This window comes from Scopulibacillus darangshiensis (assembly GCF_004341035.1).
GTDB lineage: Bacteria > Bacillota > Bacilli > Bacillales > Sporolactobacillaceae > Scopulibacillus > Scopulibacillus darangshiensis.
This window is the reverse complement of record NZ_SLXK01000028.1, coordinates 40394-55825: the sequence shown is the minus strand read 5'-3', so window position 1 is coordinate 55825 and position 15432 is coordinate 40394. Positions and strand designations below refer to the sequence as shown.

Sequence of the window (15432 nt, the reverse complement as noted above, 5' to 3'; positions counted from 1 at the left end):
TCACCCCGAAGGGATCAGCTTGCTTCCCGCGCTCGACTTGCATGTATTAGGCACGCCGCCAGCGTTCGTCCTGAGCCAGGATCAAACTCTCAAAATAGTTGAGACGCTATGCGGTCTCGTTATAAATAAGTTGCCTTCGCAACTTGTCATTCAATCGTTGTGATCCTTAGCTGTTTAATTCAAAAGGTTGCCCTTTTTAATCACGCTTGGCTTTTGTTTAGTTTTCAAAGAACATCCACTTCTCGAGTACGCTGTGATTTGCGTGATAACATGACGCGAAGCGCGATGTTATTGCGCAAGGACACAAAGAGCGTTGCTTCTCGATATAACATCGATTTGTGAAAAGACACACATTACTCGATGTTTTTGAGCATTAATACCACTCGCAAAACACTATCTATAAATATTTTCGAGGGCGTTTTATCGTTTCAATTACTTATCATACTATGAATCTATCTAACTGTCAACAGGTAAATATTTCATAGATGGTGGGCCTGAGTGGACTCGAACCACCGACCTCACGCTTATCAGGCGTGCGCTCTAACCAGCTGAGCTACAGGCCCATCTAAAATGGGAAATTCAAATGGAGCGGGTGATGGGAATCGAACCCACGACCAGAGCTTGGAAGGCTCTTGTTTTACCACTAAACTACACCCGCGCGTTTCCTGGTCGGGAAGACAGGATTTGAACCTGCGACCCCTTGGTCCCAAACCAAGTGCTCTGCCAAGCTGAGCTACTTCCCGTTAATGGCGCGCCCGAGAGGAGTCGAACCCCTAACCTTTTGATCCGTAGTCAAACGCTCTATCCAATTGAGCTACGGGCGCGTATTTCTTATTAAATTCTTTCTGCTAAATTGTAGCATGGTGCGGTCGAGAGGACTCGAACCTCCACGGGGTCTCCCCCACTAGCCCCTCAAGCTAGCGCGTCTGCCATTCCGCCACGACCGCAGAAAAATAATGTGGTGCGGGTGAAGGGACTCGAACCCCCACGTCGCGAAACACTAGATCCTAAATCTAGCGCGTCTGCCAATTCCGCCACACCCGCAATTTAAAATTTCATCTTCCCGCCCTTAAGCAGTAAAGATGGTGAGCCATGGAGGACTCGAACCTCCGACCCTCTGATTAAAAGTCAGATGCTCTACCAACTGAGCTAATGGCTCATGCTTTAAATAAATGATAATTATCCGCTTACTCCATAAGATGCACATTCTAAGATGAATGGCTGTCTCTCCATCTACAAGTATTGCTTCGATGCTTGTGCTTCGAGACAACTCGACGTTCATTCGAGATGTGAATGCTCGTCACTGAGCTAATGGCTCATGCTTTAAATAAATGATAATTATTCGCTTACTCCATAAGATGCACATTCTAAGATGAATGGCTGGCCCAGCTGGATTCGAACCAACGCATGACGGAATCAAAATCCGTTGCCTTACCGCTTGGCTATGGGCCATTAATTCAAATGGCGGACCCGACCGGGATCGAACCGGCGATCTCCTGCGTGACAGGCAGGCATGTTAACCGCTACACCACGGGTCCGTGGTGATTATAATGGTGACCCGTACGGGATTCGAACCCGTGTTACCGCCGTGAAAGGGCGGTGTCTTAACCGCTTGACCAACGGGCCACGTTAATTAAGATTCAAATGGCGGAGAAGGAGGGATTCGAACCCTCGCACGGGGATACCCGTCTACTCCCTTAGCAGGGGAGCCCCTTCAGCCAACTTGGGTACTTCTCCATATGGCTCCACAGGCAGGATTCGAACCTGCGACCGATCGGTTAACAGCCGATAGCTCTACCACTGAGCTACTGTGGAATATTATTCGAAGATGTCTGCTGTCTCTTCTTCTAAAAGCATATCCTTCGCAGCCTTGTGCATCGAGACAACTCGAAGCCTATTCGAGATGCAAATGCTCGTCACTGAGCTACTGTGGAATATTATTCGAAGATGTCTGCTGTCTCTTCTTCTAAAAGCATATTCTCCGCAGCTTTGTGCATCGAGACAACTCGAAGCTTATCCGAGATGCAAATGCTCGTCACTGAGCTACTGTGGAATATTATTCGAAGATGTCTGCTGTCTCTTCTTCTAAAAGCATATCCTTCGCAGCCTTGTGCATCGAGACAACTCGAAGCTTATTCGAGATGCAAATGCTCGTCACTGAGCTACTTAGAGTGTAATGTTTGTAATGCTTATTAGACGATAAATCATTTCTATCACAACGTTTTAAAACGCAATATGTAGCGCAAAACGCATTTCGAACATTGTGCCGGAAATACTTTATTATCTCAACAGCGACATTTAATATAATACAACAAGTACCTTTGAATGTCAACAAGTTTTTTTAAGTTTATAAAAGCCGTTTAACAACTGCGATCTCGCTACGGCGACTTTATTAATTTAGCACATCAATTATTGCTTAGTCAAGCCTTTTTAAATGGAATTTGACCAAGCTTTCCACGGCATTTCCCACAAACATATTTAGTCAGATTAATCCGGCGCTTTCTATTATATATTTGCCCGCAACCGGTGCATTTATAAACATACTTCGTAGAAATTTGATTTTTTGTCCCGGGGACTAACTGACAGTACCTCGAACCGCCAACATTATCTAAGAGCTCCTTGAAATCGCGATCTCGATGCTGATAGCCTTTCCCTTGAATATGGAGATGGTAATGGCAAAGCTCATGCTTAATAATCCCGATGAACTCCTCCCTTCCATAGTGTTTTAATTGTTTTGGATTAAATTCAATATCATGGCTTTTCAGCAGATAGCGGCCGCCGGTCGTTCTTAGCCGATGATTAAATCTTGCTTCATGTGCAAAAGGAAGATGAAAACGGGATAACGAAATTTCTTCGACCAGTTGTTGCAATTCATCATTAGTCATTTATGATTACCTCATTTATTCGTTTTTAAGACAACTTGGCTTCTCTTTTTCGATGTATAAACCTAAGTTTAAAGTAAAAATTACCTTGGCCCATTGAATTTTGGGCACTTTATACAGGCACTCCTACATAAATTAACAATAAAGCAACTGAAAAGGAGGTTTTTCACCGGATGCCTTTTTGGTTTAAAAAGCAGTTAAGAGAAGCTTACTATAAAAAAGACCGTTATCAAATTAAATTACTCAATCAATGTTGGTTCTTTTATCAGGAAAGGCACTGTTCGTAGCAAACAGTGCCTTTTTCTACCCTTTATTCATTTGGAGGCAACATAGATAGCGCAATCCTTCCCTTTTGCTCGTCGACATTTTCCACCCACACATTTACAATCTGGCCGACGTGTACAACATTTAATGGATGTTTCACATATTGTTTCGATAACTTCGAAATATGAACTAGTCCATCTTGTTTAACCCCTATATCAACAAACGCGCCAAAATCGACAACGTTTCTTACTGTCCCTTCGAGCTGCATACCTGCTTTTAAATCCTTTAATTCAAGAACATCTGTTTTTAATAGAGGTTTTTTGATGTCTTCACGCGGGTCCCGTCCCGGGCGGATCAAGGCATCAATGACATCCTTTAAAGTTGGTTCACCAATCCCCATCGCCTCAGCCGTTTCTTTTAAAGATAGTGCTGCAAGTTGTTCTTTTAAACGATCAGTTCCTAAATCTTCTAATGAACAGTTAATCCTCTCCAGCAGCTTAAGAGTGTCACTATAACTTTCCGGATGGATTGCTGTCCGGTCGAGCGGTTGAGTTCCATCGGTAACCCGCAAAAAGCCTGCGCTTTGTTCATACGTTTTAGCGCCAAGACGAGGGACATTTTTCAACCGATCGCGCGTGTCGTACTTTCCGTTTTTATCCCGTTCTTTAATAATATTGTTGGCCACAGTCTTTGAAAAGCCGGCAACATATTGGAGAAGTGAGGATGATGCAGTATTAACATTCACGCCGACCCGGTTAACAACGGTTTCCACGACGAATGTTAAAGAGGCGTTAAGATCCTTCTGTGAAACATCATGCTGATATTGACCGACACCAACTGATTTTGGATCAATCTTAACAAGCTCTGCCAACGGGTCCTGAAGCCTTCTTGCAATGGAAACAGCGCTTCGCTCCTCGACTTTAAAATCAGGGAACTCCTCCCTCGCAAGAGCTGATGCAGAATAGACACTTGCGCCCGCCTCATTGACAATAAGATAGTATATGTCTTTATCACTTACTTCCTTAATGACGTCTGCGATAAATGTTTCGGTTTCTCTAGAAGCTGTCCCATTTCCGATCGCGATCATTTCAATATGATATTTGTCAATAAGACCAAGAACATGCGCTTTGGATTTCGCTGTTTCTGATTTCGGCGGCGTTGGGTATATAACCGATATATCCAGCACCTTGCCCGTTTCATCCACAACCGCAAGTTTGCAGCCGGTACGGTAAGCCGGATCAACCCCAAGAACAACCTTTTCTTTAATTGGGGGTTGAAGCAGCAGGTGCTTGAGATTCTCTGAAAAAATATGTATGGCCTGATCGCCAGCCTTCTCAGTTAAAGATTGTCGGATTTCACGTTCGACTGAAGGTGCAATCAGCCGTTTGTAGGCGTCCTCAACAGCTTCAGTCAAGATTCCTCTCGCGGCGGTTGTCTTTCCTCGCATTGTATAAGAATCAAGCCATCTGTTAATGTCGTCTGCGGGAGCTTTAACATTTACCCTTAGAATGCCTTCCTTCTCACCGCGGTTGATTGCAAGCACCCTATGAGGCACTATATTTCCGATCATTTCTTCATACTCGTAGTACATTTCATAAATTTTCTTTTCATCCTTCTCTTTTTCCTTACCGGTTATCTTCAGCGACCCGCCTTTGTAAGTCCTGGATCTGATCCATTTTCTTACTTCAGGATCATCTGATACTTTTTCCGCTACGATGTCTCCCGCCCCTTTAATCACATCTTCAATCTGAAGCAGTTCATGTTCTTCCGATAAATACTTTTCTGCCTCGGGTTCAACCGGTTCAGAAGGTAAAGTCAGAAGCCAATCAGCCAATGGTTCAAGCCCCTTTTCTTTCGCCACAGTAGCGCGCGTCCTTCGTTTTTGTTTGTAGGGTCGATAAAGATCTTCCACTTCCTGCAGCTTAACTGATTTTTCAATTGATTTTCGAAGATCGTCAGTCAGTTTGCCCTGTTCTTCGATTAACCTTAAGACTTCTTCCTTCCTTTTGCCAAGTTGTACAGCATATTGCCAACTGTCGTTTATCGCGTTAATTTGGACCTCATCAAGCCCCCCGGTCAATTCTTTCCTATACCTCGCTATAAAAGGTATTGTATTATCATCTTCAAGCAGCTTGATAACATTTTCTACTTTTTTAATTTGAAGCTGCAGCTCATTTGCGATCTGTTGCAGCGTTGATCCATCTTGCAGTGCTGTCTGGCTCAATTCCAACGCCTCCTTCATTGTTATTATCATATCAAAAGTTGCCTTTTTCCTCATCATCTGTTAACAACACAAAAGAAAAACAGCCTCCTGTATTAAGGAGACTGATGTATTTTTATAATCCTAACACAATGGCTTTCCGATCAAAAGGGTCACGTCATCCCCATTGCCTTGCATTAAATCGTTAAAATAATCCTCGGCTTGGTCCGGTCTGTCAGCAGAATAGATATGCCGAATAACCGGGAGCTGCTGTGACAGGATGTTCACACCATCGGAATGAATAACAAAAAGCCCGCCTTCAGGATAAGCAAATTCCTGCACATGAAAGCGGACAGGTCTTCCTGATAAAAAACCGGGTTTCGAAAGCGGTGTAATTGATTTGCCCTGCTTCGGATAAATTGACAGTCTAATGTTTCCAACACCGCAGTACGTGACCAAGCCCTTTTTGTAATCAATTTTAAATATTGTTACCACTGCTCCACGTTCATTATGAAGTGAAAGATTAGCCTTTAACATTTGTGTTTCAACAGGCAGTTCATGGTGATTCCGAACGGTGTCAACAACCTTTTGGGACGCTTCCTTTGCACCTATACCGCTTCCAAGACCATCAGCAACGGCGCATATAAGATAGTCATCTGTTTCCTTTACATAATAACTGTCTCCACAACAAGGTTTGTCCCTTTTGGCTTTTTGGATAGCAGACACTTTAAATTTATCGAAAGGATAATATTCAATCATGTCAACTTTTCAAGCCCTTCATCAGGCAAGGTTTCCCGAAGCTTTTGCAAAGCTCTTCTCTGCAGCCGTGACACATGCATTTGTGATATGCCCAAACGATCTCCGGTTTCCTTTTGACTTAAATTTTCAAAATAGGTGCATTCTAGGATTTGCTTCTCCCTTTCTGACAACACATGGAATACCTTCTCCAACAATAACTTTTTGTTAACCGTTTCATATCCCTGCTCTTGACTGCCAACCAAATCCAGGAGTGTAACTGTGCTTCCCTCAGAATCAGCTTCAATCTTCGTATCGACAGACAAAGCATTGTAGCTTTTGCCCATTTCCATCGTTTCAAGTATATCTTCTTCGGAAACAGAGAGATAATCAGCAATCTCAATAACCTTGGGTGACCTCTGTAAATCATTCGTCAGCACATCCACTGCTTTTTTGATTTTAGGACCCAATTCCTTAATTCTGCGCGGAACATGGACACTCCATGTCTTGTCACGAATGTAACGTTTGATTTCTCCAACAATTGTCGGCACGGCAAAAGACTCGAAGCTTCTGCCGAATGAAGGATCAAAACGGCGGAATGAAGCTAGTAAACCAATCATTCCGACCTGGAAGAGATCCTCTTGAATGTCACGGCTTTTCGAAAATTTGTTGGACAGTGATATAACCAGATTTTCATACTGGTTAATTAACCGGTTTTGCACAGCCTCATCTTTAGGGTCTTTCTGATATAAAGCAATTAAATCATTAATATCACTCTGTTGAAGTTGAGACTTTATCGGCAAAAGAATCCACCCCGTCTCTATTAAGGAACTTGGTCATCATGACAACAATGCCCGATTCGCTGCTAATGGTTATGTCGTCCATTAACGTATCGATTAAGAAGAGCCCCAGCCCTCCTTCATTAACCTGGTCTAATGACATGTTAGGATCTAGTGGTTTTAGCTTTCCGACAACCTGTTGATAATCAAAGCTCGCACCCTTATCTATGACCATAATTTCAATGCGGTCTGTATGACATTCGATGCGAATGGCGATCTGTCCGTTTTCAACATCCTTATAGGCATGTTTGACTGCATTTGTGCAAGCTTCAGAGACGGCAATTTTGATATCTTCAATATCATCGTAGGAATACCCCATCCTATTCGCGACACCCGATGTTGTCAGCCTGACAATGCCGACGTATTCAGGTTTTGCGGGGATGGTTAATTCAATTGTATCGGCACTTTGTATCATCGTTGTTCCCCCTTTACTGCCTCATCACCCTTTAGAATCTCCATTAGTCCAGTGATTTGAAAAAGCCTTTCAACACGGGGCGTCATACCTTGTATTTCAAGGCTGCTATTATGTTGCTTGGCTGATTTAAGGCCGGCAATAATAACACCTAATCCTGTACTGTCCATATATTCCGTTCCACTTAAATCAAGTGTGACTATTGCATGATCCTTTTCAGTAAGCGGCAAAAGCTCATTCTTAAGCTCGGGAGCCGTGAAAGCATCCACTTCACCATGAAGGGTCAAAACATATCTATTGCCATTCATTTCCGCTCTTTCAATATTCAAGTTCATAAGAAACCTCCTAAAGGCCATAAGTACTATATTGTAAATTACCCGTAACAAAAAAACCTAAACCTTAGAATTTCATCACAAGTAATGTAAAATCATCCCTGAGCTCGAAATCTTGCAGCTTCTCGAGTTCATAAAAAACGTTGTCAACAATTTTCTGAGCGGAAAGATGCATATTGCGGCGGATCATAGCAATGATTTCTTCACGTTCAATAAATCCCTTTTCCGTACGGCACTCAGTAACACCGTCAGAGAGCAATATAATCATATCGCCCGGCCCGACCGTTTTAACGTATTCCTGATAGGTCGTCGTTCGTGACAAACCAAGAACGAGCCCCTTAGCACTCAGTTCATCAAAATAATCGCTATCTGCAGAATAGTAGAAACCTGGCTCATGCCCAGCTGATGCGAAGGAGAATTCCTGAATACGCGGGTCATAAATACCGTAAAACATTGTAATGAACATGCTTGGATCAACATTTTGTTCAACTACACGGTTCAGACTTTCAAGCATGGCTCCTGGCTGCATACGTTGTTCCGGCAGACTGTCCATGGAGTATTTAATCATCGACATACACATAGCAGCAGGGATGCCTTTTCCAACAATATCTGCTACAGCTACACTAATACAATTATTATCATCCATTACAAAATGATAATAATCCCCGCTCATCTTTTTGGCAGGCTGGCTGATCACGCCAATGTCGATGAAATCACAATCAGGAACTTTCCCTTTGAGAAGTGATTGCTGGACATTAGCCGCAATGTCAATTTCTGAATCGAGCTGCTGCTGCCTGTCCCTTAGACTTTGGTGCTCTCTGTAAGCAAACCCGTAACCGATCATCACCTCAAGCAAAAACTCTAAAGAGGCGTACATTTTTTCGTCCAAGTCAGGTAAAAGATTATTAAGGACCTCTATGTGCAGGCTAACGACTTCTTCCGGTGATACGTTCTGCTCAATCATCTTTCTGCTGAACTGCTGACCCTTATATAAGGCCCGTTCTCCCCTAACCTTAATATAATTGGACAACATGTTCTGATATCTTTCTAATAGGATCTCATAATCCATTAGAAACCTGTCCCCTCTCTATCTAACGGAGCCACTTAATTGCAACAATTTCTGTTCCCCGGCCTTCCTGAGAATGAATTTTAAAATCATCCATTAACCGTTTTACTCCGGGCAACCCTGCTCCAAGCCCCCCGGAAGTTGTATAGCCGTCTTGCATAACCAGACGGATATCACTAATTCCCGGGCCTTGATCAGTGGAAATGATTTTAAGTCCGATTCGCCCCACCTTACCAAAAGCTTCAACATCTATCTCCCCGTTCTGGGCATACAAATAGATGTTTCTTGCTAATTCCGAGATAGCAGTTGTAATACGGGCCTGATCAACTTGTCCAAAGCCCATTTCTTTTGAGAGTTCACGGCCAAGCTGACGCGCCTGAACGATGTCCCACTCATTTCTGATTTTCACAGAGGCTTGGGTCTCCATACGCTAGCCCTCCAATTCCTGCTGCAGTTTCTCAAGCCCTTTTTCAAGATCCAATGATGTCGGGACACCTTTTAGATTAATCCCCAAATCAATCAGGGTGATGGCTACGGCAGGTCTGATACCGGTTAATACGACCTTCGCACCTAGAAGCGCGGACATTTTTACAACATCATCGAGAATTTTGGCAATATAAGAATCGATCATATCAACAGTCGTAAGGTCGATCACAACACCCTTGGCACCGGTCTCATGGATTTTATCGAGTAAATCCTCTTGAAATTGTATCGCGGTCCGATCGTCCAGCTCTACTTGAATCGTAATCAAGAGGTATTCATACAGTTTCAAGATTGGAATTCTCACTGTCCATCCTCCTGTGCGATATTAATTATTTTCCGCTTTGTCATTTCCAAAGCGGTTTCTATCCCTTTCCTAAGCGTGCTTCTTGTTGGAAATTCTCCAAGTTCGATTCCAAGATTAACAATTGTCTGAGCAATCTCTGGGCGAATACCGACTAGAATACACTCTGAACCAACTAGACGAACCGCTTCAGAAGCTTGTATGATATGATGGGCCACCATCGTATCAACAACGGGCACGCCGGTAATGTCGATCAAGACGACCTCGGCTCCATGATCAATGACACCTTGGAGAAGGTTCTCCATAATGAGCTTCGCCCGCTCCGTGTCGATCGTCCCTATAAGCGGCATGACGGAAATGTGCTCCATTATAGGAATTAGCGGTGCAGACAATTCCAACAACGCGCTTTTTTGCATCGATACGGTATGCTCCCATGTTTCGGTTGCATCCTTTATTAACTGGTTAAAAATGGGGTCTATAATGGCGTCCGTGCGCTTGTATAATCCCAGTAGGTCTTTAGCTTCCGTAACATTTTTGTCAATGACATCCATGACCACTTTTCTAAAAACCTGCAAACCACTCGTTAAATAACTTAATGGCCAGCCAAATTGAAGAATCTGTTCTATAAAAACATTGACGCCTTCTGAACTTTCTCCGCCATTACCATTCAGGTAATCAAAAATAACGTCAATAAAGTTTTCGTTTGCCGTTTCCATTGTTTTATGTGGGACAGTGTAATTTGAATATTCCGGTCTCTCTTCGTCCATTTGTTTCTTCCATAAAGTAACAATATCTTCTTTATTGTCCTTTATATACTTAATAACAGGCACCTTGACCCTTCCCTTCGTATATATATTCATGTATATACTGTAAATAATTATTCCATTCATTGGACATTAAAGCAATCATTTTGTAGGTTAAAAACACCAAAGGCATCTACCCATCATACGGGTAAATGCCTTTAATGTCTATGCATATTGTTTTCTCTTCCACCGGATTAGAACGGGTTCCTAGAAGTCTACAAGACTTAAACTAATCTGGATTGCCTCGTTAACATGATTCATCATATCATCATCTAAATGTGTGATTTTATCTGTCAAACGCTGTTTATCGATCGTCCGAATTTGTTCGAGCAAAATGACAGAATCACGGTCAAATCCATACTTTTTCGCATCAATTTCAACATGCGTTGGTAATTTAGCCTTCTGAATTTGAGCTGTAATAGCTGCCACAACTACTGTAGGACTAAAACGATTGCCGATGTCGTTTTGGATGATCAAGACCGGCCGCACACCGCCTTGCTCTGAACCAACGACCGGGGAAAGATCGGCAAAGTAAACATCGCCGCGTTTTACAATCACCCTACCTACACCCCACTAACAAGGCGCTCTAAGGTGACTTCGGCCTCCTCTTCAGCCTGAAACGCTTCGGAAGCGATGTGTAAGTTGATCTTTGCCATTTCCATATACCCCTGGCGCATCGATTCCCGAATTTGGCGTTTGCCTCTTTCCCGCAGATACATTCTTACTGCACGATGAAGAAACTCACTCCGGTTAACGTTATCCTGCTGAGCAATGCCATCCATTTCACTTACTAAATGATGCGGCAGCTTCACTACAATTTCTCTTGAATTCGATTCAGGCATAGGTGCACCTCCAACAAATCACTACGACACATTATTATTCCACATTCAATCATATCATTACCCTAAAGGCATTGCAAAGATACTTTGTAAGCAATAATTGGTAAAGAAAAAAAGATTTCTATCCTGTATTCTTTACATAAATTCAGAAGTTATAAGCCTTTTAACCCAGAAAAAAATTATATCTCCTCGTTTGTTTCCAGTAGAGGGTTTCTGACTTTTAATCTTTCGCCACTTCTAAAGTATATCCTCGGTACACGTTCACTAATCATACAAGGAATTTCATAGTTAATTGTTCCAAGTCTCGCGGCTACTTCATCAACCGTGATTTTTACGTCGGGGCCGCCGCCGATAAGCGTTACCTTTTCACCTACAGGGACTTCATAAGGCAGACGGCACATGAATTGATCCATACAAATTTTCCCTGCAATTGGACACCGGTTATTTCTAACAATGACTGTGCTGTCCTTTGCCAGGCTTCTCGTCCAGCCGTCTGCGTAGCCGACCGGAACAGTGCCAATCCATTCGTCCTTCTCCGTCCGGTAAATGGCTCCATAGCTTATTCCTTCATTAGGAGGCACGCTTTTGACGTGAACCAGCCTGCTATGAAAGCTAAAGGCTTCTTCTAATTTAAACGGAAGCCCCGGCTTCATCTCCTCTGAAGGAGAAAGCCCATACATTGCAATGCCAAAGCGAACGAGATTGAACATATTTTCAGGATGTTTCAATGAGGCTGCACTGTTCCCGCAATGAATCAAATTGGGATTAATCCCTAATTCCTTCAGCCATGACAGTCCCTCTTTGAAACGGCTGTACTGCTCATTAAAATAGGTCTGATTATCCTCATCAGCTGTAGCAAAATGTGTGAATGCACCTTCAATGATAAAACGCGGATCCGATTTCATTTCGCCTATCAAGCCCTTAGCTTCTGAATAATCACGCACACCCAACCGCCCCATCCCAGTGTCAAACTTAAGATGAAAAAAGACGGGATGCTGACTTTTATAACATTTCGACGCTTCACGCACCCATTCCTGCTGAAAAACCGTAATTGAAATATTGTATTTTGCAGCAATATGAACATCTTCAGGGCGTGTCCACCCCAACACCAGAATAGGCGCCTCTATTCCTGACACCCTTAATCTGACCGCTTCATCCAAAAGGGCGACACCCAACCATTTGGCGCCTGCTTCAAGCGCTGTTTCCGCAACCTCTTCCGCGCCGTGCCCATAGCCGTTCGCCTTGACGACAGCCATAACCATGGTATCAACCGGAAGCAGCTGTCTCATGTTCACAACATTAGCTTCAATCGCATCGAGATTAATCTCCGCCCATGTATCTCTATAAAAAGGCACTTCCATTTTCATATATCTCCTTGTCCATCATCTAATCTATTCCTAAAAGGTTTCTCGTTTATCTTATCATTGTATAAAGAAAACTTGCCGATTGGCAAGCCTTTAATAGGCGTAGCCAGAGGCTTAGTTGCCCTTATGTGCGCCGGAAAGTTTATACTTTCCGATTAACTAAAGAAAACTTGCCGATTGGCAAGCCTTTCACAGGCGCAGCCAGAGGCTTGGCTGCACTTATGTGCGCCGGAAAGTTTATACTTTCCGATTAACCAATAAAAAAAGGCTCAGGTGAATGTCACTCGAGCCGGTACTACTAAGGTTTATTTAATTACCTTGCCATTGACAGAACGGGCAATGGCCTGCATCTCTTCTTTTGTCAATTTATCCGATGCCAAGTAATATTCCATCCCTTTGTTAGACCAGGATAATGAATGGTCGGTCATTGTCCCTACAGTAAATCCCAGGTAGACCAGCTTACCCATCGCTGCGACTTGTTTGCTCGTATTAGCCGCTTCACTTTTTGATTCGATTAAGGTAAAAGATTTGTCGCCTTTATACCTTAATATAAATTTTTTGTCTCCGGCGGTCCCTACCGATGTCATCTCTTCCAACTTTGTTTTTGGCAGATTTACTGTCGGATAGAAAACTTTAAATTCATTCTCTTTACTTGCTGTAGTTGGCTCATCAATCTTTGCGCTTGTCATATTCTTTTTGACGTTAAAGGCATCTTTGTCAAATTTAGGATTGAAGGTAAAGTCTTTAAATGCGATGTCTACGACCACATTCATATCTTTGTCCATGACCTGAACAGAGGCCGGGCGCAAATTATCTTTCATTAATGAAATCTTCTGATACGCAAGCTCTTTGGTCGGATAATTCGTTTTTGTTTTAAAAATAAACTTGTTTTCTTTGGCTTCAAAAGTTGGCTCGGAGTCGTTAAGTATGTCTTTTGCAAGTGATTGGTAGAGGTAATATTGGCTGCGATTTTCCGGCCAATCGCTTTCAAACTTATAGCTTTTGTTCAAAGCGGGTGTTAAGACATAGACACCGTCTTTATTGCGGATAATCATCTGTGTGTTTTCTTTTTTATCATCTTTTAAAACAACTTTGTAGTAATTCGGATTCTTATACCAAATGTCAGCATGGTAGCTTTGCTTCTTATCCCCATGCATAAATGTCATGACCGCCTTGGTTTTATAGCCCTCGATTTTATCCATCTTTTTGTCTAATTCAGACACAACATCTTTTTGGGACTTTTCACCGCATCCTGCCAAGACAAACAGGAACATGATGCCCACGAATATGATTCCCATAGTTCTTTTCACTTTTATCCAACCCCTTTGTCTCATGTCGGTGACAAAGGAGGGATTCTATTTTAACAAACCGTATCACGATAGAAGTTATGCAGCACCACCGGAATTGCCTGAGTTACATCGGATGCCAGAACATCCAATTTAGAATGGCTGTGCAGAGTAAGGTGTTCGGCGACCATCCCATGAAGATGCACGGCATTGCAAATGGCGGACAAGAGCGACTGATGCTGAAACATAAAGGCGAAAATCATCCCGGTAAGGACATCCCCGGTTCCCCCTTTAGCAAGAGCGGCGTTGCCTGTGTCATTGACAAACTGATTGCCATCCGGTGTGGAAATGACCGTATATTTCCCTTTCAAAACAACATAGATGCCATGGTTAACCGCAAACGCTTTGGCTGTCTGAAACCGGTTATTTTCAATTTCTTTAATAGTAAGACCGGTCAGTCTTGCCATCTCACCAGGGTGCGGAGTAATCACTACCGGCGCCTGCCGCTTTTTTAATAGCTTTATATAGCTTTTTAAATGGAACAAGCCGTCTGCATCAATCAACAATGGGATATCATCATGGCTAAGGGCCTTTTTGACCAAATGAGCAGTTGATTTTTCCCTTCCAAGCCCGGGGCCAAGTGCAATCCCATCATAATGATCAAACTGAATATCGTCTCTGGATACATATGTTGCCTCAACTGCATGTGTGGAAACCGCCGTCCAGATTTCCTCAGGTGTGCTGATTGTTAATAACCCGATTCCAGATCGAAGTGCCCCCTTTGCGGCCAATGCGGCAGCGCCCGGCATTTCTGTGCTACCTGCGATTAACAGTCCTTTGCCATGCGCACCCTTATGCGAGAACGCTTCCCGCTTCGGCAATGATGTGAGGACATCCTCCCTCGTCCAGAGTCTTCGAAGAACTTCTTGTTCTCTGAATGCGATATTCGGAATGCCAATATCCACTATATGACTGGTTCCAAAATAAGCTGCTGCAGGCTTGGTATACATGGCAAGCTTTGGGCACTGTAATGTGTAGGTGTGATCGGCCTGAACAGCTTCGTGCGTAAACTGACCCCCATTGGCCGGAACCCCGCTCGGCAGATCCACTGCTGCTACCATTGCCTGCGACTGGTTAACGCTCTGAATCACCCCAAGATAAGGGGAACGGGGTTCACCGTGAACACCCGTACCCAACAACGCATCAATAACAACCGTATACTCATTAACTTTTTTCAGGAAAGTGTTATGCTCATCTTGGATAAATCGGACGGTGCCGCCTGCACGAAAATAAATTCCCATATGACTTTGCGCGTCTCCAGTCAGTTCTTTTTTCGCCGGAACGACCCAGACATCGGTTTGAAATGACTTTTCCATCAGGCATCTTGCTATGACAAATCCATCTCCGCCATTGTTCCCTTTACCTATGATCACTCCTATCCGATCCTCTTTTTTCAAAAGCGGTAATAACTTTTGGAAAATCGCACGGCCGGCGTTTTCCATTAAAATCGCGCCCTGCAAGCCAATAGTTTCGATTGCATAGTGGTCGATGGCTTGCATCTCTTCTCGTGATACGATATGCACAATAGTCCCTCCCAGCGCATTAAAAATATATGAGACAACTTCC

The 15432-nt window shown here is 43.3% G+C and carries 16 protein-coding genes, 12 tRNA genes and 1 rRNA gene; 1 reads left to right on the top strand and 28 read right to left on the bottom strand.

Going from position 1 to position 15432, the window contains the following annotated elements; translation table 11 throughout:
• The 14 genes from EV207_RS16435 to EV207_RS16370 form a co-directional block, all read right to left on the bottom strand.
• A 16S ribosomal RNA gene (locus tag EV207_RS16435) occupies positions 1 to 97 on the bottom strand; the annotation flags it as partial.
• A 389-nt stretch (positions 98 to 486) separates the two neighbouring features.
• Positions 487 to 563: transfer RNA gene (locus tag EV207_RS16430), tRNA-Ile, on the bottom strand.
• 21 nt (positions 564 to 584) lie between these two features.
• Positions 585 to 658: transfer RNA gene (locus EV207_RS16425), tRNA-Gly, on the bottom strand.
• 8 nt (positions 659 to 666) lie between these two features.
• Positions 667 to 743: transfer RNA gene (locus EV207_RS16420), tRNA-Pro, on the bottom strand.
• A gap of 4 nt (positions 744 to 747) precedes the next feature.
• Positions 748 to 824: transfer RNA gene (locus EV207_RS16415), tRNA-Arg, on the bottom strand.
• 37 nt (positions 825 to 861) lie between these two features.
• Positions 862 to 947 (bottom strand) — tRNA-Leu (locus EV207_RS16410).
• A gap of 12 nt (positions 948 to 959) precedes the next feature.
• A tRNA-Leu gene (locus tag EV207_RS16405) sits at positions 960 to 1044 on the bottom strand.
• A 39-nt stretch (positions 1045 to 1083) separates the two neighbouring features.
• Positions 1084 to 1159 (bottom strand) — tRNA-Lys (locus EV207_RS16400).
• A 218-nt stretch (positions 1160 to 1377) separates the two neighbouring features.
• Positions 1378 to 1452 (bottom strand) — tRNA-Gln (locus EV207_RS16395).
• 10 nt (positions 1453 to 1462) lie between these two features.
• A tRNA-Asp gene (locus tag EV207_RS16390) sits at positions 1463 to 1538 on the bottom strand.
• Between the two features lie 13 nt (positions 1539 to 1551).
• Positions 1552 to 1626 (bottom strand) — tRNA-Glu (locus tag EV207_RS16385).
• A gap of 19 nt (positions 1627 to 1645) precedes the next feature.
• Positions 1646 to 1737 (bottom strand) — tRNA-Ser (locus EV207_RS16380).
• 3 nt (positions 1738 to 1740) lie between these two features.
• Positions 1741 to 1815 (bottom strand) — tRNA-Asn (locus EV207_RS16375).
• A 605-nt stretch (positions 1816 to 2420) separates the two neighbouring features.
• Positions 2421 to 2885, bottom strand: a complete 465-nt coding sequence (locus EV207_RS16370) for a SprT family protein (RefSeq protein WP_132747236.1) — start codon at positions 2883 to 2885, stop codon at positions 2421 to 2423.
• Positions 2886 to 3055: 170 nt separating this feature from the next.
• Here EV207_RS16370 and cmpA point away from each other — a divergent pair, with 170 nt between their 5' ends.
• Positions 3056 to 3169 carry a cortex morphogenetic protein CmpA gene (gene cmpA, locus EV207_RS16365; RefSeq protein WP_132747235.1) on the top strand — a complete coding sequence of 38 codons (114 nt, stop codon included), beginning with the start codon at positions 3056 to 3058 and terminating at the stop codon, positions 3167 to 3169.
• A 23-nt stretch (positions 3170 to 3192) separates the two neighbouring features.
• Here the strand turns inward: cmpA and EV207_RS16360 are convergent, their stop codons facing one another.
• The 14 genes from EV207_RS16360 to EV207_RS16295 form a co-directional block, all read right to left on the bottom strand.
• Positions 3193 to 5370: a Tex family protein gene (locus EV207_RS16360; protein WP_243647116.1), complete on the bottom strand. Its 2178-nt coding sequence runs from the start codon at positions 5368 to 5370 to the stop codon at positions 3193 to 3195.
• 120 nt (positions 5371 to 5490) lie between these two features.
• Positions 5491 to 6105 carry a PP2C family serine/threonine-protein phosphatase gene (locus tag EV207_RS16355; protein WP_132747234.1) on the bottom strand — a complete coding sequence of 205 codons (615 nt, stop codon included), beginning with the start codon at positions 6103 to 6105 and terminating at the stop codon, positions 5491 to 5493.
• Positions 6102 to 6884 (bottom strand): RNA polymerase sigma factor SigB, encoded by a 783-nt coding sequence (gene sigB, locus EV207_RS16350; protein WP_132747233.1) that lies wholly within the window; start codon positions 6882 to 6884, stop codon positions 6102 to 6104. The genes EV207_RS16355 and sigB overlap by 4 nt, the downstream gene beginning before the upstream one ends.
• Positions 6853 to 7335: an anti-sigma B factor RsbW gene (gene rsbW, locus EV207_RS16345; protein ID WP_132747232.1), complete on the bottom strand. Its 483-nt coding sequence runs from the start codon at positions 7333 to 7335 to the stop codon at positions 6853 to 6855. Before rsbW ends, sigB begins: the two co-directional genes overlap by 32 nt.
• Positions 7332 to 7667, bottom strand: coding sequence for an STAS domain-containing protein (locus EV207_RS16340; RefSeq protein WP_132747231.1), 336 nt, complete (start codon positions 7665 to 7667; stop codon positions 7332 to 7334). The genes rsbW and EV207_RS16340 overlap by 4 nt, the downstream gene beginning before the upstream one ends.
• 64 nt (positions 7668 to 7731) lie before the next feature.
• Positions 7732 to 8733 carry a PP2C family protein-serine/threonine phosphatase gene (locus EV207_RS16335; RefSeq protein ID WP_132747230.1) on the bottom strand — a complete coding sequence of 334 codons (1002 nt, stop codon included), beginning with the start codon at positions 8731 to 8733 and terminating at the stop codon, positions 7732 to 7734.
• 22 nt (positions 8734 to 8755) lie between these two features.
• Entirely contained in the window at positions 8756 to 9157 is a 402-nt protein-coding gene (locus EV207_RS16330) for an anti-sigma regulatory factor (protein WP_132747229.1), read from the bottom strand.
• A gap of 3 nt (positions 9158 to 9160) precedes the next feature.
• Positions 9161 to 9517: an STAS domain-containing protein gene (locus tag EV207_RS16325; RefSeq protein WP_132747228.1), complete on the bottom strand. Its 357-nt coding sequence runs from the start codon at positions 9515 to 9517 to the stop codon at positions 9161 to 9163.
• A complete protein-coding gene (locus EV207_RS23760; RefSeq protein WP_279389201.1) occupies positions 9514 to 10344 on the bottom strand; it encodes an STAS domain-containing protein in 831 nt (276 codons plus the stop codon). The genes EV207_RS16325 and EV207_RS23760 overlap by 4 nt, the downstream gene beginning before the upstream one ends.
• Positions 10345 to 10524: 180 nt before the next feature.
• Positions 10525 to 10875: a type II toxin-antitoxin system PemK/MazF family toxin gene (locus EV207_RS16315; protein WP_132747226.1), complete on the bottom strand. Its 351-nt coding sequence runs from the start codon at positions 10873 to 10875 to the stop codon at positions 10525 to 10527.
• Positions 10876 to 10880: 5 nt separating this feature from the next.
• Entirely contained in the window at positions 10881 to 11159 is a 279-nt protein-coding gene (locus EV207_RS16310; protein WP_132747225.1) for an antitoxin, read from the bottom strand.
• Between the two features lie 176 nt (positions 11160 to 11335).
• Positions 11336 to 12517 (bottom strand): alanine racemase, encoded by a 1182-nt coding sequence (alr, locus tag EV207_RS16305; protein ID WP_132747224.1) that lies wholly within the window; start codon positions 12515 to 12517, stop codon positions 11336 to 11338.
• Between the two features lie 308 nt (positions 12518 to 12825).
• Positions 12826 to 13830 (bottom strand): LolA family protein, encoded by a 1005-nt coding sequence (locus EV207_RS16300; protein ID WP_243647115.1) that lies wholly within the window; start codon positions 13828 to 13830, stop codon positions 12826 to 12828.
• 50 nt (positions 13831 to 13880) lie between these two features.
• Positions 13881 to 15389, bottom strand: a complete 1509-nt coding sequence (locus tag EV207_RS16295; RefSeq protein WP_132747223.1) for an NAD(P)H-hydrate dehydratase — start codon at positions 15387 to 15389, stop codon at positions 13881 to 13883.
• Positions 15390 to 15432 lie beyond the last annotated feature (43 nt).